The following is a 25,537-nucleotide window of genomic DNA, read 5'->3' on the forward strand; positions in this document are numbered from 1 at the left end:
GCGGATGGTTCCTACATAAACCGCACCCCCCTTGATTTTATGAGCTGTTTTTTCAACCAAAGGATAATCATGAGCTGTGAAGGCATTTTTCATACATTCTAAATCAGCAGGAAGTTCCTGAGTCATTAAGGTCAATAATTCGTTTAACATCTCAATAGTGCCGCAGTTTTTCAATGCTTCTTCACTGTTTAAAATGGGGAACTGATTGAGTTGAAACATTTCATCATCGTTGTCAGGTAAGTCGCACCTTGCTTGGGTTGATTTAACCGGTGGTGTTTCATCCTGCTGTGGAATGAACGACCTAAGAATATCTACAGCATGTGCCTGAGTTAGTGGCTTGGTTAATACCGCATCCATCCCAGCCTCAATGCACCGTTGTTTGCTTTCATCACCACCGTGCGCAGTAAGCGCAATGATAGGGATGTGTTTGGTTGCATTGGTTTTAGAGCGAATAAAATGCGTGACTTCATAGCCATCCATGCCTTCGCCTAAGCCAATATCCATAAAGATTAAGTCGTAATCTGTTTTGTCATAAAGAGCCAGTGCATCAACTCCACTGGATGCGACATCCACGTCACAATCCATTTTTGATAAAAGTGCTTTGGCTACGGTTTGGGCAATAAAATTATCTTCTACCACTAATATTTTATTTTTGGCTTCGCATTCTAAATGATTTTCGGGCATTGGCGCTGTTATATGATGGTGTAAGGGGAGCATGTAGGGTTTTTCCAATTTTAGATCTTCATCATGAGTGATGCCGGATGCGTCATCTAATAGTGCGGCTTGCATGGGGATAAGGCAGGTATATACTGTTCCTTTGCGTGGTTCGCTGTCCACATAGATTTCCCCACCTAGCTCATCAATAAATTGTTTGACGATATAAAGTCCAAGTCCTGCCCCTTTATATATGCCTTGATAAGAGGGAGTTAGACGTTTAAATTGCAAATAAATTTCTTGCTGTTTGTCTTTAGGAATACCTATTCCAGAATCAGTAACTGTCAATTTTATAACTAATTCATGATGTTCTTTTTTTGCCAGTACCACATCGATGCACACATGTCCTTTATCTGTAAAATTGAGTGCATTTCCTATCAATTCAAGGGCAATTCGGTGAAATCTGATTCTATCGCCTATGACATAGTTGGGCAGTGTTTTGTCTAATGAAAAGGATAATTCCAGTTTTTTTTCAAGAGCGCGCGCCTGATATAAAGAAACGACTCGTTCCAGTGTTTGCGCCAGATTGAATTTTCGTTTCAGCATGGGTATTTCACCAGAGCTGACTCTAACTGCCTCAAGCACTTCATCCATTAAATCAAGTAGGGCATGGCTTGATGCGATGAGATTTTCTGCATATTCTTTAATTCTCGGCTCATTAGATTCTGATTTTAATAATTCAGAAAATCCCACAATACCCGAGAGGGGAGTGCGGATGTCATGGCGCATATTTTCAAGGAATTCTGTTTTGGCATTGTTTGCAGTTTTAGCTTGGTGTTCCGCATTCCTGAGTGAATGTTCAATAGCTTTCATGTGAGTAATGTCTATCGTATTTCCCATGATGCCAATGATTTGTTGCTGTTCGTCATATAAAGGTTTCTTTATTGAATGGATATAAATTATCTGCCCCTCTGAAAGATTAACCGTTTCTTCAAGTGTTATTTCTTGTTGATTATTAATTACCTTTAAATCGTTGATGCGGTAATTGTCCGCAGTGACTTTATTAAATAAATCATAATCTGTTTTTCCTATGACCTCGTGTTCACTTGGTGTTTTTATGACGCCCATACGAGCGAGGCTCATTAAGCAATGCCTGTTTAATCCAAGCCAGACACCATCCTTGTTTTTCCAATACACATCACTTGGAAAGTTATCAAGAATGCTTTTTAACTGAAAGATAACATCTGCTTGCGTTTTAACTGTTTTTTCCAGATCTGAAAAACAAATTTGTTCCTTATAAACATTCTTTTTATTTTCCATGGTTTTGTTTTTGATTAATGTGGCTATAATTTGATTATAGTCTCCTTTTCTCCATTATCTGTAGGAATAAAAACAATTCATCTTAAGAGGAAATACATGTTCACACCAGAAGGATTTTCAGCCAGAAAAATAGAAAAGGTCATGCTTCTTGCGCTATGGGCTAATGAACTTAATGAACGTCTTGACACTAAAGATCAAAAAATGATTTTTGCAGGCTTAGGTAAGCCTACATACCCTATAAATCAGCGGACTGTAGAGTCTTATCTTAACTACTGGCAACGATTAAACAATTTAGCCGCACAATGGCACTCCTGCCCGGAGACTGCGGTTGAAAATCCCGCTATAAACTATGGCGATCCTCGAGGCGACAAAAAACCAAGAACAATAATGGCAGAGAGAATGTCTCAGTGGTATGAATGTGATGTTAGACCGGAGCATGTATTGTTTACTGTAGGAGGTATTGGGGGATTAAGAGCCATTTTTGATACATTCAATAGTCATTTTCAAGACCTGCCAGGTTATCGAATTATTACTCCTTTTCCGCATTACAGTGTTTATGCAAACGATCCGATGCATCAACTTCATCCCATCCCAGTCATGAACAACCCAGGATATAAATTAACTGCAAAATCATTGCAAGAAAGTATCGATCTGGCTTATGAATTGGCAGAAGAAGATAAGGGATTTCCTAAAGCGCTGTTGCTGTGCAATCCATCTAATCCATTAGGAAACATTATAGATGAACACGAGTTGATTCAAATAGCTGATGTATTAAGAAACCATCCTGATTTGTATATTATTTTTGATGAGGCCTATGCTGAGATGTCTTTTAAGCCCATGCCCTCTTTTTTAAAAATTGCCCCTGATTTAAAACAAAGAGTCATTATATTGCGCTCTGCTACTAAAGCATTGTCCGCAGCAGGCGAGCGCATGGCGATACTTTTAGTTTTTGATCCTGAGATGATGAATGAATTATTAAACAAGAACATTAATTATTTCATTCACGTTCCTCGCTCGGCTCAAATTGCTTATGCAGAAACGATGGCTTCATTCGATTATCAGGAGCAGAGGAAGTTATCTGTTTACTATGAAGAAAAAGTAGCTTATGTCCTAAATCGATTAGCAGAGATGGGAGCAAGTATGCCTGATCCATGTTACAAAGTAGAGGCTACTTTTTATGCTTTAGGAGATTTTAGTGATTTGTTTGGCTTACCCATGCCCGAGGAGGCTCTTCAGGTATTTCAAAAGATAAGTGTTGTCACAACAGATGAGGACATTACTTATTATTTGTTGTTCAATGATGCCGTTATGGTAGCTCCCTTATCTTATTTTGGATTGGAAAAAGACAGTGGATTTATGAGGATTACATGCAGTGCGACCAAAAGTGAATTAGAAGAGCTGATGAACCGATTAGAGCAGCGCCTTATCCATGCACGTCAAATTAAAAAAGAGACATTAGTAAAAATTATTAGTGAACAGTTATCTTCTCTAAAAGCACAGGATCCTCATGTTCATGAGTTAATCACCGCAAAATTAACACCTCATACATCTCTATCAACGAATAGCAAGCAACTAAAAGTGCAGCTCAATGCCTTAGGGCAGATTAAGGCATTTGTGGAAGATTGCATTGCGCTCATGAAATAAAATAAGTGCACTGCATGGGGATGATGTATTAGAAAAAAACTATGGAATTGTTGTTATCAACGGAGTGTGAATGGGCAGAGTCAACTAAACTTCTTATTCTGCAATAAGGGATGGTTCATATAAACTGCAATGCCTAGTAAAAATTTTATTAATGCCTATTTGCAGAATAGGAAAACTTTACATTTTGGATTGATATATTTTTAATTGAAAATTAATCATCTGCGGCATTTTGTGTACTGTTAGTCATATTTTAAATATTAGTTATAAAAATGAGATTAAATAAATATCAAATCCTTATAATTCTAATCTTTCCTTGTGTTGCACGTGCAGAAGAAACTCCTAATGAAAATTCGATATTGTATTGCCCCGAAAAAGTTATATGTAATTCAACAAATAATATAGAGGATTATCATATTTCAGTTAATGAATATGATATTTGGGGTAAACCTTCCTATGGAGAAAAGACAAGATCTGCCCCCAGATATTTAGGTTAACAATCTATGTAAAAATAGCTCAAAATTTTATTCTGGGCTTTTCAGGCGGTTCTCCACCAATTTCACAATGGTATCTCAAGGCAAAAAATCCATGAGATTTCAAAGTTTTTTTAATTGGTTCGTCATGACCTAACAAACTTGTTGTTGGCTCTGTCATTTCAGAGCAGGTAGCATCGTCTCGGGTGCTTGATGAACTGGAAGCAGTTATTTTGGCATTCAAGCCCTCTAAAAGCTGACATAATGGAGTATTGCAGGATGATGCTGCAATTTGCATAGGTGTTCGACCATTCGTATCCAAAGCATTCATGTCTGCACCGAATGAGACAAGTTCTTCAATAATGAAAAAGGCTTCTTCATTATTTTTTTGACATTGTTTTATTGTATAATGTAAAGGTGAACTTCGATCACGATTTAAAAAATTTGCACTTGCACCATTTCTCAAAAGATAACAAAAAAGATCCCGTGATCTGCCATTAATCGTGCTTAGAATGACTGTGCACAATAAGTTAGTATCGCCAAAACCTGGGTTCAATACATTAAAATCAGCTCCACTATCTTTTAACAGAGATAAAATAGGAATACAATTTTTGTTGTTGATTGCATCAAATAACATATCCTCATACCACGGGCTACTCTGAGTTTTGTCATTTTTTTCGCAAATTCTGGCTAAATTTTTGTTCTCAGTTAGTGGCAATAACAAGGCTACTGATCGAATATTTCCATGAGCAACTGCATCTGCCAAGGGCGATTTGAAGTCATATTTATTGGGGTCAGCACCATACTGCAGAAGCAAGGCTACAATTTCCGCCTGGAGTTTGTGGACTTCTTCAGAATCAAGTGCTCTGAAATTTCTTGACGAAATATAAGGTGATGTTGCAAGCCATAAAGGAGATACACCGCCTTTATTGGGATCAGCACCCTTCTTAAGTAATTCATCTACTTTTGGGACATTCAATTGTATAACTGCATAACAGAGTTGAGTCATTTCATTTTCATCTTCAGCATTGGGATCTAATCTGGAACGTAGGTAATTAATAACATTTGCACGTTGGGTTAACTGAGCCGATTTCAATGCTCTATAAATGTCTTTTGGATTAGTTGCAGGGTGTTCAGCAAGCATTTTAACAATGTTTAAATGCCCCTTTATTGCTGCCTGTTCTATTGCTATGTAACTCTGATCTTTTTCATTAGGATCTATGCCGGACTGTAATTTTTTTTCTACTAATGCCACTCTTCCAAAATGAGCGGCTCGCACAAGTGAAGGAATAGTAACAATCCCACTATCTTCTACCCAACCCTTACGTTGGCTTATTTGCAATTCTAATCGAGTCTTAATCGTGTGCTTGCGTGATTCATCAGATAAATTGTTCAAGTCATTCAGGGTGAATATGGCCTCATCGATTCCCTTGCTGATACCAAATTTTTTTAGCATATCACGTGATATGGGATTTGCACGTAGAGAAAGACCAATAAAATTGAATGCAGACAGATTGATGAGCTTAAAATATTTCCATTCATGACTTACTGGATTAAGTAGGATTAAGGGAAAATCATTACCTGTACCAAAATCAAAAAGCACCCTCAGTGTTTGCTCATATGCCCGCAACAGTTGTGTGTTATCGTGTTGGATTTTTGTGATGTCCTCGGCACATGCTGTATGTTCTAACCGTACTAAATTCTCTTCATATTCTCTATTAATCATGTCAAGAGCATAATAAAAGCAGGTTGAGAAATCAGCGCCGTTATCAAACACCAGTTTAATAATGTGTAAATAATTCTGCTCAACAATTGGATCCACATCAGATTGACGATAAATCTCAAATAATTTCTTAATAACAGCAGTGCCAGAAGCATTTGAACCACAGTCAAGTAAATAGTGTGCAAGGTCTGCATGGCCATTTGCAATTGCCGCTCTAATAGGATCGTTGATGTAAAAATCCGGAATATCACCATATTTGGCTTTTTCTATAACTGCTCCCCGTTCAATAAATAACTTCACAATAGCCAGATTGCCGGTTTGCGCTGCAAGAAAAATCAAAGGGGATTGTCGTTCTGTTGTTTTATCGTAAATCATTGCATTAGGTGAAACACCCTTATCCAGTAAATTCACGATAAGCTTGTATTCCTGATTGACAATCGCTTCATGCATATTAGCTAAATTTGTTTGTATTAGATGGAACGATATATCCGATTCAGTTGTAGCCATGCTTTATCCTTTTATTGTGGTTTTCCTTCCGGTCTTGTATCTGTTGAAAAAGAAAAAATCAAGATAAATTAATGATATTTGCTTTTTTAAAATACAATTTCAAAAGCTCAGATTGTCAGGATATTTGATTGAGCCAATGGAAGAGGAGCGCAGCTCCTGTCTTTTGACGCTTAAAGAACAAAAGATATGACCTGACTTCTTGTACATCAAGAGTTATTATCAATCAATCCGTCATTCCGTAGTAACTTTTTGAATTAATCTTGTTGAAACAGCGTGACAGATGGATCTAATTTTGAACTATTAGTGCTTTTTGGAAAGCAGAAATGGATGTGTCTCAATTTGATGTTAAAAAGCTGGATTATTTGGGTCTGGTTGCAGGGTTTTGCAAAGAAATTGGCCTTAATGCGTTTATAAATCAACGGATGCCAAAAACTTCGCACAAAAGTCATATTTCCAATGGTGCGTTGCTTATAGCCATGATGCTCAATGGCTTGGGTTTTGTAGGCCGTACATTTCATATGTACCCCGAATACTTTGCAGATAAACCAGTAGATTTATGGAGCTATTGTCAGTTAATCCAGTTCATATATATCTAATTAGAGTTTTTGTCAGAAGGAGCGATTTTTTGAACTGGTGTAGTGATCTATTTCAATTTACAATACGTCATGGCTTATTTTCTTTTGTGGATTATTGTTCCGCAAGAACAATCAACAGGATACGTCACCTAATTTATTTTTCCATACACCAGATTCGAGCATAACCCTTAGGAAATCATAAGTCATGTACTTTAAACATAATAATAAAACGAATTTCTGCCCTCCATGGCCAATATCAAAAGTAAGACCCAATACATTTGTGCATGTCAACAATGAGAAGAATCTATTGTTTGCAGAATATACTGCAGATGCAACGGCTGGAATCAACGTAGGTGGCTGTTCCATAGTGCTGGATTTTAGTGAAGAGTCCCAGAATCCTGAATTGTTAGCCGCTTTTGTCGATTATAGTGGTATTCAATATGTTGATAATTATAAAAATTTTCACGCATGCATAAGCGCCAACTTTTTCTTTTCTACCAAAGATTTGGCTGATAAATTTGTTAAATCTTTGCCACATGAGATTCATGTGTATTCTAATTCCACTGATTATAAACAACGTCATTTCTGGAAAAATGGAATTGACGTTTATCTTCTTGCAAAAACAAGAGAAGAGTATATAGAAATCTTAAATAAAATGTTCGCATTTCCTGAGGCCAAGGCGCATGCGAGTCAATTATTTGAAAACCACCAACTTGGTTTGGATAGAAATGTCTATTCAAACGATATTACATCTTTAAACGACTCTGTGGCAGAATTTTCTGAAAACTCTACAGTAGTCAACTCGATGGCGGCAACAAGTGACAGTGCTCCAACAACAGAATTAATTTCAGTATTTTCAGGCTCAAAACCAGATGAGCTTGTGCATCCTTCTCCCGATGAACACCTGCTACCTGAAGCATCAGGTGATAGTGATAACAGCAGTGAGCCAATCTCAGAATTAATACCAGAATATCACAGTCTACCTGAAGCACCAGGTGATAATGATAACAGCAGTGAGCCAATCTCCGAATTAATTCCAGAATATAACAGTAAACAGTCAGCTGTTGATGTTCATGGTTTACGCACTGTATTGGGTGAAGGTTTATTAAAAAATGGTATTTTTTCAAGCGAGTATAGTGGCAAGTCTAATGTTAATCATGCGCCTCATACTCAGACAGAGACAACGGTTCTGGTCTGTGATGCTTTTTGCCAAATTTTATAATTTAAGCGACACATCAATGTCGAAAGCCTCTGTACGGGACAAAAATTCATGCCGCTGTTGACTTCCTCAGACTGAGTCCACAGCTTGGTAAGCCGGCATGAATTTTTGTCCCGTACAGAGCTGTCAGCCAGTAGAATGGTAGTTTTTTCTTGTCAAACTACTCAATAAAGTACTTAAGTACAGTTATGCGCTCAGTCGTATTGTTGTTGCATTTAGGCAGCAAATCCCCAATGATATGAACTGCTATTCCTTTAGATGTGATGGAAAGCATCAAAATATTGATATCCTGCTTTCCCCACCGCCATTTCATCTGACAATCTTATCCATTGAAATAACACGTTAATTCATCAATGTGCTCGCTTGTTTGCGCTACTGCTCGTGTAAAAAATCCCCATACAGCACTGAATGATAATGCGGATGGTTGAGGTTGTTGTTCAAGCAAGGCGTTAAAATTAGTCAACAACCAGAATTTCTTGACATGAGTAGCGTCTCCATCCGGCAGTCTAAAATAGTTATGTAAAAATTGGGTGTAGTTTTCGGACCATTCTTCTGCGTATTTGGCTTGCAGGCTTAGAATGAACGCCTCGTACTGAGCCGCCGGAATATCCAAGCTTTTCATGGCATGTTTGTGCTCATCGTTTAACTCACCGCCTTCTGTAAGAATAGCTTTTACTTGCAATAGTAACGGTAAATTATGGCTATTTATAAGGCTGTTGATAAAATGCGTTCTTGCGAATTTCCGGATTTCTTCTTTGAGGATGTCTTCGTTTAAAGGCCTTAATATGGATGATTTGCGGTCTTGGACAAGCGCATGTAAGTCCAGTTTTGTGCCCCGAATTTTTCTTGCGTAATAATTGTGTTGCTCAGCCAATTCACGCACCGGGGGCAGCGTGAATAAGATTTTAACGGCTAATCGATTGCTAAGCCTCAGCGCCAGGAGTAATAATTCATTTGGTTGATTCGGTGTTATCTCTCGATGAGCCAAGTCTGCAATCCCTGGAATGCCTAGAAGAAAACCTAACTGCTCACAAGCCTCAGGCGTGTTTTCTCGTATTAAATGACGAGCCAGGTAAAAACCAAGTTTAACTTCATTTTCGTCGAGATCAAACACGCCATTGGAATGGTTTGCTTGAAAGCGTTCATAGTCGGTTTGCCACTTGTGAATAAGCCCTTTGGCAAAATGACGCACGCTATTGCTAAATTCATGGACATGTTGTTCAGCATAAGCAAATACCGAAGCGTGACGAAGAAGATGGTTTTGTATGTCTGTGTGTTGATTACTAAAAGCCTGTCGATAGGCATAATAGTTGTTAGCACTCAGTGCTCCGTGCAATTGTTTATCGTTCATGTGCGATTCTAAGTGCACAAGGGTTGCAAGATGACCGTTTGCAGCAGCATTTTGATAGGCATAGTAATTAGCAGCCTCCAGGGCATTGCGCTGTTGTCTAGCATCCATGCGTGATTCAAAATGCACAAGGATTTCAAGGTGGCCATTTGCGGCAGCATTTCGATAGACATAGTATGCATCAGCCATCAGTTCAAGGGTTTTTTTAGAACCAGCATCCATGTGTGATTCCAAATACATAAGCATTCTAAGGTGGCCGTTTGCAGCTGAATATTTATAAGCCCAACTTCCCCAGTACAAAAAATTTTTCACCACCGTTCCAGGTAATTGTGCAAGTAAATCAGCTCGTCCAGATAGAATGGAAGCTTTTGCAATTGCAGAATCAGGGCAATTCATCCGACGTCCGGCCTTAAGCAGCTCTTCACGGGACGACCCGGGGTGTCCACAAATAAAACAAAACATTGCTTTAATCGGGTTTTCATCGGGATTCAGTGGCCTTGAGGCATTCTCAGTGTCTTCTGTTATTCTTTTCAACTCAGTTTCATTGGCACGTAGGTTAAAACCCTGAGCATCTCGCCATACGTACCAGGGGATCGACCTGGCATAGTGATGCTCGCGCAATTTTTGTTCGGAATCTAAGATTACTTCCACTGAATCACCGCCTTCTTATTGAAAAAATAAAATGTAACTTGCCTCGCGTCTTCTTCAACGCAGAGAAAGAACTCCTGGCAGTGGTTTGATGTCACAAGCGGAGCTCTCTATTAACGTTTGGGGTGATGCGGGGAGCTTTAATTAAAGCAGAGTGTAACATTATGATTCACGCTGGATCAAGCTGCTCACCAAGGCATTATTTTGTGTTTGATTGTCATATATATAGTGTGCTTTTGATTGAATTTACCTGCATTCGTTATTCAGACTAACGTGAAAGTATACAGCCTTTCTCCTGGGTTTCAGGCACTATCGGCGATGCAACTGGATGAGAGGATGATTGAGGTGTGAACATATCAACACCTAATCTATCTGCATTTCGAGGTAATTTACATGCTTCATCTGAGGAACTACAGACTGGTAATGCAGATGAGGAGGGGGACAACATGCCGTAGAGCATTTGATGTTTATCAAGCGCTTCTGCGATGTTGCTCAGCATTTCGACTGAAATGGTTCAGGTTTGTACCGGAACTCGCAAATCCTTACCCACCCAAGATTTAAAAACCTCCGGAATAGAGGAAAACTGGGATATGGCCACAGCATCTCCAGTCAAGGCATTGCGTACATCTCTTGAGAAAAAGTAGCTGACCATCCTTTGAAGGTTATCATGCGCAACAAGTGTATGTATGTTTCTAAACCAAATTATTAATTCTACAAACTCCATCGGATGGTACGCTATATTTTGTGGGTTAACCTCTTGGGGAATAAGCTTCTGCATAAAGTTTGTCACCGCTTCTCTGAACGTTTCGCATAAGCTGGAGCGCCAGGGAGGCCATTTTGGTTACCGAATGTGATGGACGATTGCCCCTTGGCCGGGAGCCTGGTAAAAAAGGGACACGTTCAATTTTCAATCTTTATGAATGCTAAATTCTAATGACATTGTCTGTCGTGACCTGGATGACTCGAAAACGCCATAGCGGTTAATATTCTCCCTAAAATACGCTGATAAAATCGATAAATCATCTTTATCATACTTGACTTCTTTAGAAGAAAGTTGGTTCAGCACATTGGTTGTGTTGGCAACCGTATGGAACATCACGGCATTTGCAACCATCCTGCCAAATGCGATTTTTTTTTGCTGAATTACACTATTGTTTTCGTGAATAACACCGTCTTTGCCAAAGGTGATCCAGTCAATAAAATCATTAAACTCTTCACTTTTACAAGTAGCTGCATTGGTAGCAAATGGGTAGGAGAGAAGCCATACGCACCGACTTGCACTTCTCACGAAACTAAAGATTGTCCTTTTGTTCAAGCGCCAGAGATAGCCATTAGAACTTACAATAAAAATGGACTGAGTTTGGGTGGTTTTTATTATCCTAATCCAGATAACCATGGGTTCGATAAGCCCTGTATATCGGCTTCTAGTATAACTTATAATCAGCTTCATAAAATTTGTGGCTCAATCTCATATTGCATGATAAACATAAGGTTTTGTAAAAATTACGATGATTATTGTCGTGAGATTGGTGTTGTTATATTGGATATCTCTTTTCCCAATAATGTTAAATTAATCGATGCAAAATAACTGATCCCAACATTTCAAATAGCTTAATAATTAAAACAAGAGAACCCTTAAATGTTATTTTTCCTGACTCTAAAAATTAATATCTTGAATTGAGGTTCTAGCCGGTAATTTCCAGCTAGAACTCTTATATACAATACTTATTATTGCCCAATTATTTAATACAAAATATTTACAGTAATTTAATTTGAGAAAGATAACGTAACTTATCCATCACAAACAAGGTATAATGGAGGAAAAATAAAAAAGGGATGTAATGGATTTACTGGATCGCCAAAATTCGTGTCATTTTCATAAGTGCTCTGCACGGATTTTAGAAGTCCATTTCACTATAGATAAAATGCACATGGATTACTTGTTTATTCCAGGATTCTTAAGACGAAATCGCATAAAATTTTTACCATCAATAGAAACCTGATCCTCCTCAATAAATCCAACTTTAAAAATCCATTTAATCCTTGTGCGTGAAGGAGGAAAAAGAATAGTAACAGACTCAAGGTGTAACTCTGAAAATGCTTCTTTAATTAACTCGTTATATAGATGCCTCCCATATCCCCAGTAGTTTGGAGAGAGCACAAGAGCTAATTCAAAATCACCTTCATCAGGTTGAATCCCACCCCATCCAACAAATTTATTATCTATGAAATAGGCCCAAGGACCAAAACCAAAATTTTTCCATATGGAATCTTTTGCCTCAATAAAATTGATGTATTGTTTTTCATCAAAATTTTCAACGGACAAAGGCATATGACGTTTCACCAATGGATCGTTAAGTAACTGAATAATCAAGTTCTTATCAACATCTTTTAATTTTCTTTTTTCGATATGCATTTAATAGCTCACAAGAATTTGATCTTGCCCGGAAAAATCGGACACCCTGCTAAGCAACTTTTCTGACCTCATAGAAATCCGGGGATTGATATCCCAATCTTGAATGAAGCCGCTTTCGATTATAGTAAATTTCAATATATTCGAATATATGATTTTTAGCGGTAGCGCATGATAAAAATTTCTCCCCATGAATGGCTTCAACTTTGAAGCTGTGGTTCCAGCTTTCCATTGCAGCGTTATCATAACAATCGCCCCGCTTGCTCATGCTGCAAACAAGGCCGTGAAGGTTTAACAGTTTCTGATAATCATAAGAGCAATATTGGCTGCCTCTGTCTGAATGAATAATCAGCCCCCGGGAAGGCTTTCGCCGCCATAGAGCCATTTGTAATGCGTCAATGACCAGTTGTTTGGTCATCCGCTCGGATAATGCCCATCCAACCACTTTTCGGTAATGTAAATCCATCACCACAGCAAGATAAAGCCATCCTTCTTCTGTATGGCAATACGTTATGTCGCTGACCCACTTTTCATTGGGAGCAAGCGCGCAGAAATTTTGTTGCAACAGATTCGGCGCAACCGGCAATTGGTGATTGCTGTTGGTGGTTTCTTTGAATTTCTTTGAGGCTTTCGCACGCCAACCCTGTTCACGCATGATCCTGGCAACGCACTGCTTCCCGACCCGTTCACCCTCGTTGTTTAAGCGTTTGTAATCCGGGGTGCGCCTGCATGCGAACGCTCTTCGTCAAAAACAGCCTTTATTTTTTTAGCTAAATCACGATTCCGCTCCGTGCGATTCAATGGTTTCAGAGCAGACCACGCATAATAACCACTGACTGACACGGACAGCAGACGACACATTAGTTTGATTGAAAACCGTGTCGATTCCTCCTTGATCATCGCGTACCTCACTCCGATTCCCCGGTGAAGTACGCCGCCACCTTTTTTAGAAAAGCATTCTCTTTCGAAAGTCTTGCGCACTCACGCTTTACCCGTGCCATTTCTGCTTGCTGGAGCTTCTGATGTTCAAGTGTAGTTCCGCCTTGTTTTTTTTTGACCGCCACGAACACAACATGGCTTCGGCAATACCAAGATCTTTGGCTACCTGAGGAACCCCATCTTTTTCTGCTCGTTCTACTGCTTGATCTTTAAACTGAGGACTGTATTTGTTTCTGAGTATTTTTTGTTCGGAATTGTTATTAATTTTTCACCTCTGGTTAAGGTTTTACTCTCTTAACAGGGTGCCCATCAAATTAGGGCAGGATCAGTTTTCATAAATATTGGTAGTGTGGACTGGTAACAGTCACGGCTTATCCGAATACGAACAACATAAAACTGGGGATACCAGGAATTGCTTGTTTGGTTTTTAAGCGCTTGCTGGACGCCAAGCCCCGCATCAGGATTTGCTGCAGGGCTGCTTCAGCGCTTTATGACGGAACAGAGGATGAACAACCCGGCGTTGGGGCATGCGACTCCAGGGAATCCACCGGCGACTGAAGTTTTTCCAACTGCGCCCTGAGCGACAACAAGTCTGCTGTTCGTGCTTTATCTAATGCGTCCACCGCAGTGCAATCAATTTCGAGGCCTGCGACCACCGGGTCCCACCCCACATCGACCGCTCGCCCACGCGCCCTCCATGCCCTGAACTCTGCCCGACCCCGTATTAATGTAAATCCCCCAGCGCCGCCTGGGGCCTGGGTGAGCAAGGAATCAACCTGTCCGCGACCCCAGTTAGCAAGCGATAAATTTTCCAGCAGGGCCGGCTCGTCAAATTTTGGTAGAGGGTAAAATGGAGTCAGATTGCAATATCGTTGTAAAATATGTGCCTCGAAATGAGCCTGCGACCCGCCAACGTCCTGAACAAAGTGATAGTCCTGTTCTGGCACTGTTCTGTTTGGAACAGCGGTCCGCCATGCATTGCACGCCTCAATAAATCCATTCACAGACGCTAGACATTCTTCGCTAAAACGACTGTCAAATTGTTTTAACAAGTCTGCAGCTATTTCATGCCTATTCTTATCATGATACGTTTCAAGAAAGTTAATCACATTCCTGACAAAGTAGGAGTCTTTTGCCTTGACAGCGTATTCAAAAGCCGTAATCTCTTCATAAGTGCTTTTGGCAATATCGGTTAATGTGCCACGCCGTAATAATAATTCCGGATAACCCATGAAAATGGTTTTGGCTTTTGCACGCATACCAAAGCCTACGCAGTGAAGCAGCTCCGTTAATAAGTTTTCCTTTATCAGTTTAGGGCAAGGCGCTTTCCTTGAGTTAAAAAAGCCGGGGTTTGTTAACGGTGCGTCACCAAGCGCTTTCCATGACAGCATGAATAATGAAGGAACAAGCATTTTAACGTCAGTTTCTGTTGCTGCCATTGTTATAATCCCGATATAAATATTCGCATACTGTACAATTTTGACGTGTTAAATGCAAGTTATTTGTACTTAAACCTACATTTCGCAGCAATTGTAGAAAGTTTTTGTAATTAGAGTAAACTATGTAGACTCGTTCCAAATCTGGCGGCAACCCGTACATTTCAAGAGCATGTATCCCAAAGTAAGCGATAATCCGTTGATGTACTTTTTTAACATTAGAGAAAATCCGATGTCGTCGAGAATCAGTAACAATAGTCACTACTGCGATCATGTGCATCAGTTCAGATATCCATTTGATAGTAGGATTTTTGATGGGCTTTCCCACCTGATTCGGCACTACTTCATCTTGCTCATCCAGGCATTTGCGCAGACTGTATTGAGCAAAGTTGTATACCATCAGGCAAAGCGTCATAATCATCATCAGCGCACCGATTTGCGCCGGTGTTTTTAGATAAAATGAATCCAGTTCAAATGCATTGTTTTTGATGAATTTAAACCCGGATTCGACGCAAGCTTGTTCTTTATATTGCTTAAGAACGGCATGGTTATTTGCCAGAAAGAACCATTCAAACGGGCATTGGCGACGTCACAATCAAAGTACCGAAGGTCAGAGACCACAGGGGCTTCGGCATTCATTTTCAAAGCCATTTGTTACCGTCGTATTTGAGACGTACAAAAAGTATTGAAGAATTGATTTCCTGGCTTTATTTAAAAGGATTGTCAACCGGAGATTATTCTGAGTTCAATTATATGGCACGTAAATTTCGCTTATTGATGTAGGTATTGAGTCCAATAAGATTTCAAGGCTGACTTGAATTTTAACTGAATGACCTTGTTCATCAAGTACAGGGCGGCCAGCCTCATCTTTTTTTTTACTTTTTCCTCATTAAATTTCCAGTATTGAATGGTGGTGCCTTTCTCACCTTTTCGCACCTGCGCATCAATGTTTTGCGCCTGTTTGTAGGTCAGCCAGCGGTTGTCATCGCTTTGATTGAAATTTATCGGTGAGGGGGGGAAACGGGGAGCTAAAAGCATTCCGTATACCTGATGCAATTTCAGTCAACGCAGGCCTGCGGGTTTGAACCTTAAAACGGGATCAGGTCGACCGGTGTTTGTTGGTGTTTGATCTTCTGGCTCGTTTGGATCTCTGAAACCATATGTCAGCTTATTCCAAAATAATGAAGCTCCTTTAGCAGCGATAGCACCAAATAATGCTGCGGTATAGGCTGGATAATTTACCGCCGTCCAGACCGTACGATTAACTTGCAACAGCCTGTCAGTTTCGCCAGAGGAAGTATTACTCCTGTATGAGTAAGTCATTCTATTTTCTCCACGATGTAACAAATTGTCCAAATCACGTCCAACGATGTCTGAATTAAAATGCGCGCCGATACTTTCTCGATAAAAACCATAATGAAGATGGGCATATCGTAAAATAAATAATGAACGATTTTTTTGGAAAGCCCCTGTAAAGGAAGAACCAAAGAATTCCAGGCTTTCCTTCTGATCACTGAAAGATTCTGGTTCATTATCTGGACATGCAATAAATACAGGTACCTTGCTTTTATCGTAAAAACTTGCGTAATATCTAATTATTGGCCCCAATCTATCCGCTTGTGACATGTTGTTACCCATTGATGAATATAAGCTTCTTGCACGAAGCCATGTATCATGATAGTCCTCAAGCAGTAAATATCCTGTATCGGCATAACCAGTGTGGTTTTGGAAAGCTCTTCCAATGAAGGGTAATTGTCGAAATTCATTAGTTATCTGGTTGTCAGCAAGCAACTCAGGAACCGGATCACCATAAACTTGCTGTCGGATAATATTATGCTTTCCAACACATCGATATAACGATTCTGCATAATGGCGGTCACCAACACAAGGAGCAGATAAAAAATATCCTATTATTTGATTGGATTCACAATTATTGAAGCCGTCACCAAAAATTTTCGCACCATAATGCCTGCACAAATCATATAATGCCAAATTAGCGGTAGCTGCGGCTTGACTATGACCTGTAAACACAATTTTTAAATCTGCTATACGAGCCGATTCGACATCATTTACCGCGTTTCCAACCAACTCCAAAAGACTTTTTTTGGTACTGATATATTTTTTAAGAAATCCGGCATGTATATTACCTTCTATTATTTCGGATTGAAACCTGGAAAGGTTCTCAAGAAGATCAAGTCGAATTTTGCAAAAATCTGTAAGTAATTCTATCTTATTGGATTGAATAATATTTCCAAGTATACGACACAGCAGTTTCAAATAATTTATTACATCATATGCGGAACTACTCGCTAAATCTTGATAAAGAATTTTACGCGACTCAAGTGATTCATGGAGTTTTTCTTGAAGATACTTTGAAATAGCCTTTATACTTTCATTTGAAGTCAAATAGCCGGTTTTCTCATAATTATATATGAGGTCACTTATCTCCATGAATAATGAAGTATCTTTGAGTTGAAAACTCACCTCATTTAAACAATCACGAATGAAATTATCATTTAACTGGGCAAAGACAACCTTTTTGCTATCAAGATTAGTTTCCCAGCCTTCTTTGTTCCCTGCTGTTCCATGATATACAACACAAATGATATTTCTTTCTTTATTAAAAGCAACATAACCAGATGGTTCGCAATGAGTACTGTGGGTACCCTCGAGGCCATAAAAAACATTAATTTCCCAGCCACCAGCTTCCAGCTTTTTCTCCATCTCGACTTTTTCTTTACGATATGTATCCCCTTCTCTAACGATTGAGTAAGAAAGGGAATTCATATCAAGAAGTGTTGCTTGAATTTCTTTTAAAAAAATACTGGTCTTAAGTCGATTGCTTTGCTCATCAAAATCAACAAGAGGACGAGTTCGAATCTTTCTTAACTGTTCGATGGCAAGGGGAAATCCTTGTGCAGCCGATTTCTCTATATATGGAATACCTCGTGTTGGGTGTGTCATAAACCCTAAATAGCCAAGTCCTTCTAAAATAGCAACTCCTTTATTATATTCTTCGGCAGCACCTTGACTCGGGGCTCTTAAGAATGGTGCTTCTGTTTCACTATCACACACAGTTGCAGGATTGAGGTTTTCGATTGACGAAGTATATAGATGAGCTGCAGATCCTGATGTTGCAGCCGCTTGATCGTCTGGTAACGGCATTTCAAATGTGATGGAATCTTGAGTAGGTTTAACTCGGGAGACTACTTTTCTTTGTCTAAACATTATCTAATCTCTAATTTTGGTTTGTATATAGAACCTCTCCCTGTCCTTTTAGAAAGGTCATATTTTATCCAGCATTTATTCCTAATACAATACTTCGTGTTCATTTTTTTGTCATTTTGTTGTTGAGACCGATCCAAAATCGGGGTTGGAGCCTGAGAGATCCTCACAAAATTTAACCATAATGATGGATCTCCAGTTGAGCCTGCAAAGAAGTTAGATAAAGCATTTTGAGCATCTGCTCAAATTCCTGTTGTTGCATAGTCACTTTTTTCTTTAAAGCACGTCTGCCAAGAAATACGATAGATAAAGCATTCGTAACCTTGGCAGAATGGGCTTGAAAATCAGTATTTTTTCCAATGGATTTAGGGCGTGTCATCAATCAAAAGTTATTTATAATAATCAATAAGTTAATATTTAGACCACCAGTTAATCATTATTGAGTCAATTCGTAATATTTTATTCCCAGACATTTTCAACAAGCAATAAATTATATATCCTGACTCAAAATAGATCATAGATTTTATAAAAAATGCGACGTTACGGATTAAAAGAAAAGCAATGGGAAAAAATTAAAGATTTGCTCCCTGGTCGGAAAGAAAGCGTAGGAGTCACAGCCAAGGATAACAGGCTTTTTGTGGAGGCGGTTCTGTACCGCTATTGCGCTGGCATTTCATGGAGGGACTTGCCAGAACGCTTCGGTGATTTTCGAGTGATTCACACCCGTCATACCCGCTGGAGCAAGGCTGGAGTCTGGGAGAAAATTTTTTAATACGCTTTCTGAAGATTCTGATAACGAATATGCCATGATTGACTCTACGATAGTGCGTGCCCATCAACATAGTGCTGGTGCTAAAAAAAAGAAGGAAATGAAGCGATTGGACGGAGCAGAGGCGGGTTAAGCACCAAGATACATGCGACTTGTGATGCTTTAGGCAATCCTACAGGGTTCCATTTAACGGGAGGACAGGCACATGATCTTGAGGGCGCAGATGTTTTGCTTGAAAACATTTGCGCTGAAGCGGTGCTTGCAGATAAAGCCTATGATGCAGAAGACAGAGTTTTAAAAAAACTTGAGGTAAAAGGCTGCGAAGCAATTATACCTCCAAAATCCATGAGAAAAATTAAAAGAAAACATGATAAATTTTTATATTATTCTCGACATCTTATAGAAATTTTTTTTTGTAAATTAAAGCAATTTAGAGCAATAGCAACCAGATACGATAAAAGAGCAAAAAACTTTCTTGGGGGTATTCATTTGGCAGCAACTGTCATTTTGCTTAATTGATGACACGCCCTAGTAAATAATCCGGCAAGCCAAGCCGCAAATGTGATTAAAGCTGCGATCAGAAGGAGTATATTCATTCTTTGAGCACATCGAGTAAGACTGTTCTTGAGTCCTAATCCATAATGAGAACATTTTGTATCCCTTATATTTTCTTCAATTCTCATTCTTTGACGATAGATAGTAACAATTAAAATAGGGTTAAGTACTGCCTCTTTAAGAGATGTCAATAATATCCAGGGTTCTTTAGATGCTTTGGCATAACGTTTACTCATACCTGAGCGCGATTTCTTTTTATAACGATTGAGCGTCACTCTTTTTTTAGTTTTTCCCTTATATAAAACAATATTCACGGGTACTTTGCCTTCTTGTGTTAGTAAACGAGGACCAATATAGGTGGGTTTTGTTGTGGCATATTCAAAGTATGTTGAGCTTAAATGCCAGTCGACAGAATTCTCTTTACACACTGAATTTTTATTTCTTAAACGCCCCACAAAATCCCAACCTAGTTGAAGAACAAGAGCAAACCATATCGCACGAAATCCAGCATCGGTAACAATAATAGGCCGTGTCGACTCCGGCAATAATGTCTTGAGCTTATTTAAAAAGGCCTTATGAGTTGCATGATTATTTTCTTTCTTTTTAGGAAAACAGGCCTCATAAATTACAATAGAGCGGCCTGGCATAGATAGGCTGGCTCGCAAAGCATACAGGTTGGTAACTGAATTGATACAAGTCCAATCAATATGAATCCATGGACGCATCGTGTTTCGAATAATCTTTGATATCATCACTTGATAAAATGAGTCTCGTTCCGCTTGAAGTGAACCATTTCCTAAAAGCCGGTCAATCTTTTGAATGTTACTCGACTCTTTATTCGAATTGATGAGTGTGCGTCCTAATCCAGTTAAATAGAGTGTGTTACTTCCTATTGTCGCTTCGCAAGCTGCTGTTAGGTTACTTAGTCTTTTTTTATGAACGTGGGGTAGTTCTTCTTCGAAGTTTTTATGTAATAATTCAGTCAAGTGCATGATGGTGAACCTTATAATTTCGTCAAAAACTATTAGATCACAATTCTTCATGCACTCCAAAAAAAATTATCACTTTTTTCAAAAAGTTATGGCCACTTTTTGTGACCATCTCTCAGGGTTGGAGCGTGGTGCTATCAGTCAGTAACTGGATCGGCTCTGGCGCGACCTGCGTCATCTGATCAAGGGGTTTGAAGTCACTTCCGAAGTCTTTCGCCAGGTAGTAACTATTTGATTTATAAGGGTTACAACCCCTATTGCAAATTTATTCAACTCAGGGTAATTTCTCGGGGAAAAAACCAATTATTAAGGATGAAAATGCGACTTCGGGATTTGTTTGTTTCTATTTTAGGATTTAGCCTAAGCACTAGCATGTTTGCACAAAACTTTATTCATTCCAACTTTCACTCTAAAAGCTTAAAACCTACTCATACTAAAAGTATTAAAATCTCCAAAATAACAGCCTTGCAAAATACCTCGTCTCCACTTAAAGAGGGCATGTATGAATTTGCATTTACTCAAGAGAATTCTACAGAAATTTTTAGTTGGTTTAGGATATTAGTCCTGGCAGAAGAGAGATATCCGGGTTTTAGTTCATATGCTGTAGTTCAAACTCCTATTACTTATACATGGTTCTCCCCAAATAGTAATACTTTTAAATTTGTTCCTATGTATTTGAGTTCAATATACTCGAATTTGAATAATGAGACAGAGATCATTATGGCAACAACTGATGGTTCTTATGAAGCGTACGTGATTAAGCTTAAAGACGAACTTCATGGTGAATTATATACAAGGAAGTATGGTGATGAAGAAAAAAATGGAAATGTGCAGTTAACTAAATTCATTAATTTAGATGATATTCATCTGGATTATTTTGAATACAACGCTAATTTAAGTAAGTTAAATGAGAGGCTCGACTTACCCGAAGATTGCCCCGATAAAAATTATAAAGGGAAAATTGGATTTCTTAAAATACCAAAAATACTAAGTAAATTTGCAGATGGTTGGATTATGGGAGCTGATTTACAACATGATGATTGTCATATATATATATCACAACCAGCTATGGGACTATTAAATAGTGATTTATTATTGGGTTTAAATGGTAAATTTATCTTTAAAAGTAAAATTGATAAAGAACATGTGAAGTCGGGATGGGTTGAATATTCAAGTTTGTCTATAATCGGAAAACCTGGAGAATTTAATCTAAAGTCTATCCTTAGATTTGACGAACTTTATGATAGTTCTAGCACTGAACTTACTTTTGAACTGACCAAAAGCTCAACATCAAACGGGGAAGAAAATTTAAAATAATTATCCTCTTAATCTCGCAGCCCAACCGCAGACGGCCATGGTTTATCCGTTATACGGTGATGAAAATACACAGTTGTTTTGAATGAGGTTCAGATTAAGGAATTTCTTCATTAACCTGTGGACTTATGAGGCAAGTTGAACGGGCTTGTTGTCATTTTTGGCGATTAGGCCATTCAACACTCGTGCGCCGACTTTGAGCTGTTCGATCTCAACCTGAGACAACGAGTTTTTACACTCGTATAATTCGGCCAGAGATTTAAGCAGATAAAAAAATGCGAGATCGGTTTTAGAGCATTGTTGTTTGTAATTTGAAATTTGTGCTTTTTGCATGGTATTTCTCCTTTATAAAGGGGAAATACACTTGCCCCAAGATGGAAAGTTATTTCCCCAATGGGTTTGAAGTATTAAAACAGGCTAGTGGCTAAGGCGAAACAGTGCTGAAAGATATGTTGCTATCGACAAACCTACCGTAATGATGGTGGCAATGGTCCAGCGACGATTGGCAGCTAGCTCACTCATCAGGTTTTGCCCGATGCGGTCGCTGCGATCCCGCCCTTCTTTCAACTCGTTTTTCAGCTCGTTAAACGTGATATCAAATTCACGACGTTGTTCTACAAGTTTTTTTATCCTGTTCAACAAAGACTTCTTTGATACTATCACTCAACATGCTATCCACCTCGTCAATGCTGTAAAGGTTATGAATTTCAATATTCGTCAGCGTAGACATCAAAGACTCGGCAGACTTTAAATGAAATTCTTCATCTTTTAACATTACGTATTGCCATACAGAAGAAGGATGGCTTTATCTTGCTGTGGTGATGGATTTACATTACCGAAAAGTGGTTGAATGGGCATTATTCGAGCGGATGACCAAACAACTGGTCATTGACGTATTACAAATGGCTATATGGCGGCGAAAGCCATCTCGGGGACTGATTATTCATTCAGATAGAGAAAGCCAATATTGCTCTTATGATTATCAGAAACTGTTAAACCTTCACGGCCTTGTTTGCAGCATGAACAAGCGGGGCGATTGTTATGATAACGCTGCAATGGAAAGCTGGAACCACAGCTTTAAAGTTGAAGCCATTCATGGGGAGAAATTTTTATCATGCGCTACCGCTAAAAATCATATATTCGAATATATTGAAATTTACTATAATCGAAAGCGGCTTCATTCAAGATTGGGGTATCAATCCCCGGACTTCTATGAGGTCAGAAAAGTTGCTTAGCAATGTGTCCGATTTTCCTGGGCAAGATCACAACAGATGAATTATCTCAGTTCGCTTCTTGCACGTTTCTGTAATTCCACCCGTTATAGTACAATCAGGGCATTTTTTTAATCACTATAAAATCGCTAAATATGGAGTAATAAATGGCTACGATTTTAATTATTGGTGCAAGCCAGGGTTTGGGTCTGGAATGGGTGAAGCATTACAAAGCGCAGGGTCATGATATCATAGCCACCACGCGAAATCCTGATACGGCAACGGAACTGAAAGAATTATTACATGATGATGGAGATAAAATTTTTCAGCTTGATGTTACTAATGCAGATGATGTTCAGTATGTCATCGAACAATTACCAGAAGCTCCTGATATTACTATTTATAATGCAGGCGTAAAAGGTTATATAAAAAGCCCTGACATAAAAACCACGTTACTAAATACCACACTGCACGAAGAGGATATTTCCTCAAGAGCAACAGGTCGTGAACTGGCATTTAAAGTGAATGCGTTCGGTTTTGATCAAACCATGTTTGCATTGAAAGACAGATTACTGGCAAAACCTCAGGCGACAGTTGTTTATGTCAGTACGGGGGTTGCAGAAACATCACAAAATACAGGTGGTGGATATCCTTTTTACCGTCAGAGTAAAACCGCCGGTGAATCTTTTGCAAGAGGATGGGATATTGATCTCTCCGAGCGTTGTCTGCTGGAATATCGTCCAAGAGTTTTTTCTATCGTACCTGGCCTCGTGGATACAGGGATGGGTGCTGGGATAGATGGTGCAGCTCCACCATGTTTACGGGTTGCAGAAATGGCAAAGGTTATTGAACAGGTAAAAATAAGTGGTGATACCCATGGCGTTTGGAAATATGATGGCACGAAGGTTATGGTGCATGAAATACCTGACTCAATAAAAAGAGCAGCATCTCATGTAATGTCCGATGCAGAACTCTTAAGTAAAAGCGGTTTCTATAAAACCGGTGCGGCTCAAAGTTCTCAGGGTGGTTCTGTTTTGGCACCAACACCTTGAAATTAGTCTTAAGCTAATGCTATTTACGTCCTCTTTTGCATATAAGAGGACGTATTTGAATTATTCTAAATAAGAGATTAAATTTTATTCTTTTACGTTAATAAAAAAATTTTGTTTCAGTGATATTATGCCTTTGAATGTATAGATGAGTCTGAGCTTAAAATTAATACGGCAGAAATAAATACTGAGCAGCCACTAAAATTATAGTGGTAAACCTAAATCTTGATGATGAAGTGAAGTAGATGGCCAATTACATTTTTGATTTTGATGGCACAATAGCCGATAGTTTTTCTTTAGCATGTAGTATTCTGATGAATCATGCGGAATATCTTGGCTGCCTCTCGGGCAAATGCTTCTAATTCTTCTCTTGCCATTGCTGTCTATCCTTAGCCTTTTAGGCTGTTATGATAGACAGTTACACAAATTTATCTACAGTCCCTGAAAAAATGTCTTGTTATCGAAGATCATGCTTTTGGAATTATGGCTGCAAAAAAAGCTCACATGAATGTTATCGGTTTTTTAGGTGCTACTCATGCTCAAAATGATGAACATCATAATTGGATTGTTAACTCGAAGCCAAATATGGTTATTAATGACTCAATTGAGCTATTAGATCTTACAAAACAGAAATTTAATTTCGTAATAAGTTAGTTGTCCCAAAACCCTATAAATTCGTACATTCAATTAAAGGTATTTAAAAAAGTTCTCAAACAACCTGCGATTGAACCTGGATGTTCATTCTGTACCGAATTAGAAAAATTTCTTGTTGCTTTATACATTCTTTGGTAACTAAGGGCTGCAAAAATACCATTAATTTTTTTTGCAGTATTTAGCACCTTAAGTAATACTTGTTCGTCATATAAATCTTGCCATGCGGCAACGCAATTTGCTGATAGTAATTTATAGGATTTGCTATATTCTTTAATAGGGTAGAAATAGGTAATATTCCATAAGCAACCATTTAACGAAAAGAACGGATGTGAAATTACCGTCTCTCCCCAATCGATAATACTAATGACTCCAGAATTTATATCGAGGATCATATTGTTTTCATGAAAATCACAATGATTTATGGTTTCTGGTATTTCATAGGATGATAACTCATCGCATAAATTGGTACACGTATTATATAAATTATGTAATCGGTCTATTTCTTGATTATCTAATCCATCCTTAATTAATAGCTTATCTTGTTCGATGAGTTGAAGATAAAGAGAAGGGAAGGTATTTAGTCGCCAATCTAATGTACCTATTTCTAATAGTTCATTTATGCTCTTTTCCAAATACCGTTGAATCCTTGTAAAATTTAAGATACCAGAAATTACTTGCTCCATCTGAATAGAGTCTTTGAATTCTTCACGCAGTGATATATCACCTACTGAAGTCATTAGAAAGCAACACAAGTCATTATCTTGAGCAATATAATTGGAAACATTCGCACAATTGCGTATTCCGGAGGACTTGATCACTAATTCCGTTAGGCATTTGATCACCGATTCCGGAGTATTTGATCACTTCAACGCCTC

20 protein-coding genes and 6 pseudogenes are annotated in these 25,537 nt (G+C 38.7%); 9 read left to right on the forward strand and 17 right to left on the reverse strand.

Features of this window, described 5'->3' with window-relative positions:
* On the reverse strand, window positions 1-1,974 hold a 1,974-nt coding region (locus tag Lwor_RS05150; protein WP_058492841.1), incomplete at its 3' end, for a response regulator.
* Window positions 1,975-2,070: 96 nt separating this feature from the next.
* On the opposite strand from Lwor_RS05150, the gene Lwor_RS05155 reads away from it, so the two are divergent.
* Window positions 2,071-3,618, forward strand: coding sequence for a pyridoxal phosphate-dependent aminotransferase (locus tag Lwor_RS05155; protein WP_058492842.1), 1,548 nt, complete (start codon window positions 2,071-2,073; stop codon window positions 3,616-3,618).
* 513 nt (window positions 3,619-4,131) lie between these two features.
* On the opposite strand, the gene Lwor_RS05160 is transcribed toward Lwor_RS05155, so the two are convergent.
* Window positions 4,132-6,318: an ankyrin repeat domain-containing protein gene (locus tag Lwor_RS05160; RefSeq protein ID WP_058492843.1), complete on the reverse strand. Its 2,187-nt coding sequence runs from the start codon at window positions 6,316-6,318 to the stop codon at window positions 4,132-4,134.
* A gap of 323 nt (window positions 6,319-6,641) precedes the next feature.
* Here Lwor_RS05160 and Lwor_RS05165 point away from each other — a divergent pair, with 323 nt between their 5' ends.
* On the forward strand, window positions 6,642-6,914 hold the full coding sequence (locus Lwor_RS05165; protein WP_058492844.1) for a DUF4277 domain-containing protein: 273 nt from the start codon (window positions 6,642-6,644) through the stop codon (window positions 6,912-6,914).
* 184 nt (window positions 6,915-7,098) lie between these two features.
* The gene (locus Lwor_RS05170) at window positions 7,099-8,115 is read left to right on the forward strand and encodes a hypothetical protein (protein ID WP_058492845.1); all 1,017 of its coding nucleotides are present in this window, start codon (window positions 7,099-7,101) and stop codon (window positions 8,113-8,115) included.
* A gap of 160 nt (window positions 8,116-8,275) precedes the next feature.
* Here the strand turns inward: Lwor_RS05170 and Lwor_RS14295 are convergent.
* Together Lwor_RS14295 and Lwor_RS05175 are read right to left on the reverse strand one after the other, a co-directional pair.
* A pseudogene (locus Lwor_RS14295) lies at window positions 8,276-8,419 on the reverse strand (IS4 family transposase); the annotation flags it as partial.
* A gap of 15 nt (window positions 8,420-8,434) precedes the next feature.
* Window positions 8,435-10,111 (reverse strand): hypothetical protein, encoded by a 1,677-nt coding sequence (locus tag Lwor_RS05175; RefSeq protein WP_058492846.1) that lies wholly within the window; start codon window positions 10,109-10,111, stop codon window positions 8,435-8,437.
* Between the two features lie 482 nt (window positions 10,112-10,593).
* On the opposite strand from Lwor_RS05175, the gene Lwor_RS13710 reads away from it, so the two are divergent.
* Window positions 10,594-10,752: a hypothetical protein gene (locus Lwor_RS13710; RefSeq protein WP_157063130.1), complete on the forward strand. Its 159-nt coding sequence runs from the start codon at window positions 10,594-10,596 to the stop codon at window positions 10,750-10,752.
* 263 nt (window positions 10,753-11,015) lie between these two features.
* On the opposite strand, the gene Lwor_RS05180 is transcribed toward Lwor_RS13710, so the two are convergent.
* The 6 genes and pseudogenes from Lwor_RS05180 to Lwor_RS05200 form a co-directional block, all read right to left on the reverse strand.
* Entirely contained in the window at window positions 11,016-11,558 is a 543-nt protein-coding gene (locus Lwor_RS05180; protein WP_058492847.1) for a Tn3 family transposase, read from the reverse strand.
* A gap of 486 nt (window positions 11,559-12,044) precedes the next feature.
* Window positions 12,045-12,524 carry a GNAT family N-acetyltransferase gene (locus tag Lwor_RS05185; protein WP_058492848.1) on the reverse strand — a complete coding sequence of 160 codons (480 nt, stop codon included), beginning with the start codon at window positions 12,522-12,524 and terminating at the stop codon, window positions 12,045-12,047.
* Window positions 12,525-12,573: 49 nt separating this feature from the next.
* Window positions 12,574-13,218, reverse strand: a pseudogene (locus Lwor_RS14300) (IS3 family transposase); the annotation flags it as partial.
* Window positions 13,219-13,509: 291 nt separating this feature from the next.
* Entirely contained in the window at window positions 13,510-13,725 is a 216-nt protein-coding gene (locus Lwor_RS14305; protein WP_415582890.1) for a transposase, read from the reverse strand.
* A gap of 223 nt (window positions 13,726-13,948) precedes the next feature.
* The gene (locus tag Lwor_RS05195) at window positions 13,949-14,899 is read right to left on the reverse strand and encodes a hypothetical protein (protein ID WP_058492849.1); all 951 of its coding nucleotides are present in this window, start codon (window positions 14,897-14,899) and stop codon (window positions 13,949-13,951) included.
* 94 nt (window positions 14,900-14,993) lie between these two features.
* Window positions 14,994-15,455, reverse strand: a pseudogene (locus tag Lwor_RS05200) (IS1634 family transposase); the annotation flags it as partial.
* On the opposite strand from Lwor_RS05200, the pseudogene Lwor_RS05205 reads away from it, so the two are divergent.
* A pseudogene (locus Lwor_RS05205) lies at window positions 15,437-15,640 on the forward strand (transposase); the annotation flags it as partial. The pseudogenes Lwor_RS05200 and Lwor_RS05205 overlap by 19 nt on opposite strands.
* Window positions 15,641-15,698: 58 nt before the next feature.
* Here Lwor_RS05205 and Lwor_RS05210 read toward each other — a convergent pair.
* The 3 genes and pseudogenes from Lwor_RS05210 to Lwor_RS05220 form a co-directional block, all read right to left on the reverse strand.
* Window positions 15,699-15,892 (reverse strand): annotated as a pseudogene (locus Lwor_RS05210) (ArdC-like ssDNA-binding domain-containing protein); the annotation flags it as partial.
* Between the two features lie 66 nt (window positions 15,893-15,958).
* Window positions 15,959-18,124 (reverse strand): lipase family protein, encoded by a 2,166-nt coding sequence (locus Lwor_RS05215; protein WP_058492853.1) that lies wholly within the window; start codon window positions 18,122-18,124, stop codon window positions 15,959-15,961.
* Between the two features lie 172 nt (window positions 18,125-18,296).
* Window positions 18,297-18,500: a hypothetical protein gene (locus Lwor_RS05220; protein WP_058492854.1), complete on the reverse strand. Its 204-nt coding sequence runs from the start codon at window positions 18,498-18,500 to the stop codon at window positions 18,297-18,299.
* 153 nt (window positions 18,501-18,653) lie between these two features.
* On the opposite strand from Lwor_RS05220, the pseudogene Lwor_RS13435 reads away from it, so the two are divergent.
* Window positions 18,654-19,409: pseudogene (locus tag Lwor_RS13435) on the forward strand (IS5 family transposase).
* Here Lwor_RS13435 and Lwor_RS05235 read toward each other — a convergent pair.
* Entirely contained in the window at window positions 19,376-20,437 is a 1,062-nt protein-coding gene (locus Lwor_RS05235; protein ID WP_162262293.1) for an IS4 family transposase, read from the reverse strand. The pseudogene Lwor_RS13435 and the gene Lwor_RS05235 overlap by 34 nt on opposite strands.
* A gap of 315 nt (window positions 20,438-20,752) precedes the next feature.
* Between Lwor_RS05235 and Lwor_RS05240 the strand changes: the two genes are divergently transcribed.
* Window positions 20,753-21,751 (forward strand): hypothetical protein, encoded by a 999-nt coding sequence (locus tag Lwor_RS05240; protein ID WP_058492857.1) that lies wholly within the window; start codon window positions 20,753-20,755, stop codon window positions 21,749-21,751.
* Between the two features lie 123 nt (window positions 21,752-21,874).
* On the opposite strand, the gene Lwor_RS05245 is transcribed toward Lwor_RS05240, so the two are convergent.
* Together Lwor_RS05245 and Lwor_RS14070 are read right to left on the reverse strand one after the other, a co-directional pair.
* Window positions 21,875-22,081, reverse strand: coding sequence for a hypothetical protein (locus Lwor_RS05245; protein ID WP_058492858.1), 207 nt, complete (start codon window positions 22,079-22,081; stop codon window positions 21,875-21,877).
* A gap of 84 nt (window positions 22,082-22,165) precedes the next feature.
* Window positions 22,166-22,387, reverse strand: coding sequence for a hypothetical protein (locus Lwor_RS14070; protein ID WP_058492859.1), 222 nt, complete (start codon window positions 22,385-22,387; stop codon window positions 22,166-22,168).
* A 182-nt stretch (window positions 22,388-22,569) separates the two neighbouring features.
* On the opposite strand from Lwor_RS14070, the gene Lwor_RS05255 reads away from it, so the two are divergent.
* Window positions 22,570-22,983 (forward strand): IS3 family transposase, encoded by a 414-nt coding sequence (locus Lwor_RS05255; protein ID WP_058492860.1) that lies wholly within the window; start codon window positions 22,570-22,572, stop codon window positions 22,981-22,983.
* 143 nt (window positions 22,984-23,126) lie between these two features.
* Window positions 23,127-24,011, forward strand: coding sequence for an SDR family NAD(P)-dependent oxidoreductase (locus Lwor_RS05260; protein WP_058492861.1), 885 nt, complete (start codon window positions 23,127-23,129; stop codon window positions 24,009-24,011).
* Between the two features lie 680 nt (window positions 24,012-24,691).
* Here Lwor_RS05260 and Lwor_RS05265 read toward each other — a convergent pair.
* Complete coding sequence (locus Lwor_RS05265) at window positions 24,692-25,399, reverse strand: aminoglycoside phosphotransferase family protein (RefSeq protein WP_058492862.1); 708 nt, start codon at window positions 25,397-25,399, stop codon at window positions 24,692-24,694.
* Window positions 25,400-25,537: the final 138 nt, after the last annotated feature.

The organism is Legionella worsleiensis, from assembly GCF_001467535.1.
Taxonomy (GTDB): Bacteria; Pseudomonadota; Gammaproteobacteria; order Legionellales; family Legionellaceae; genus Legionella; species Legionella worsleiensis.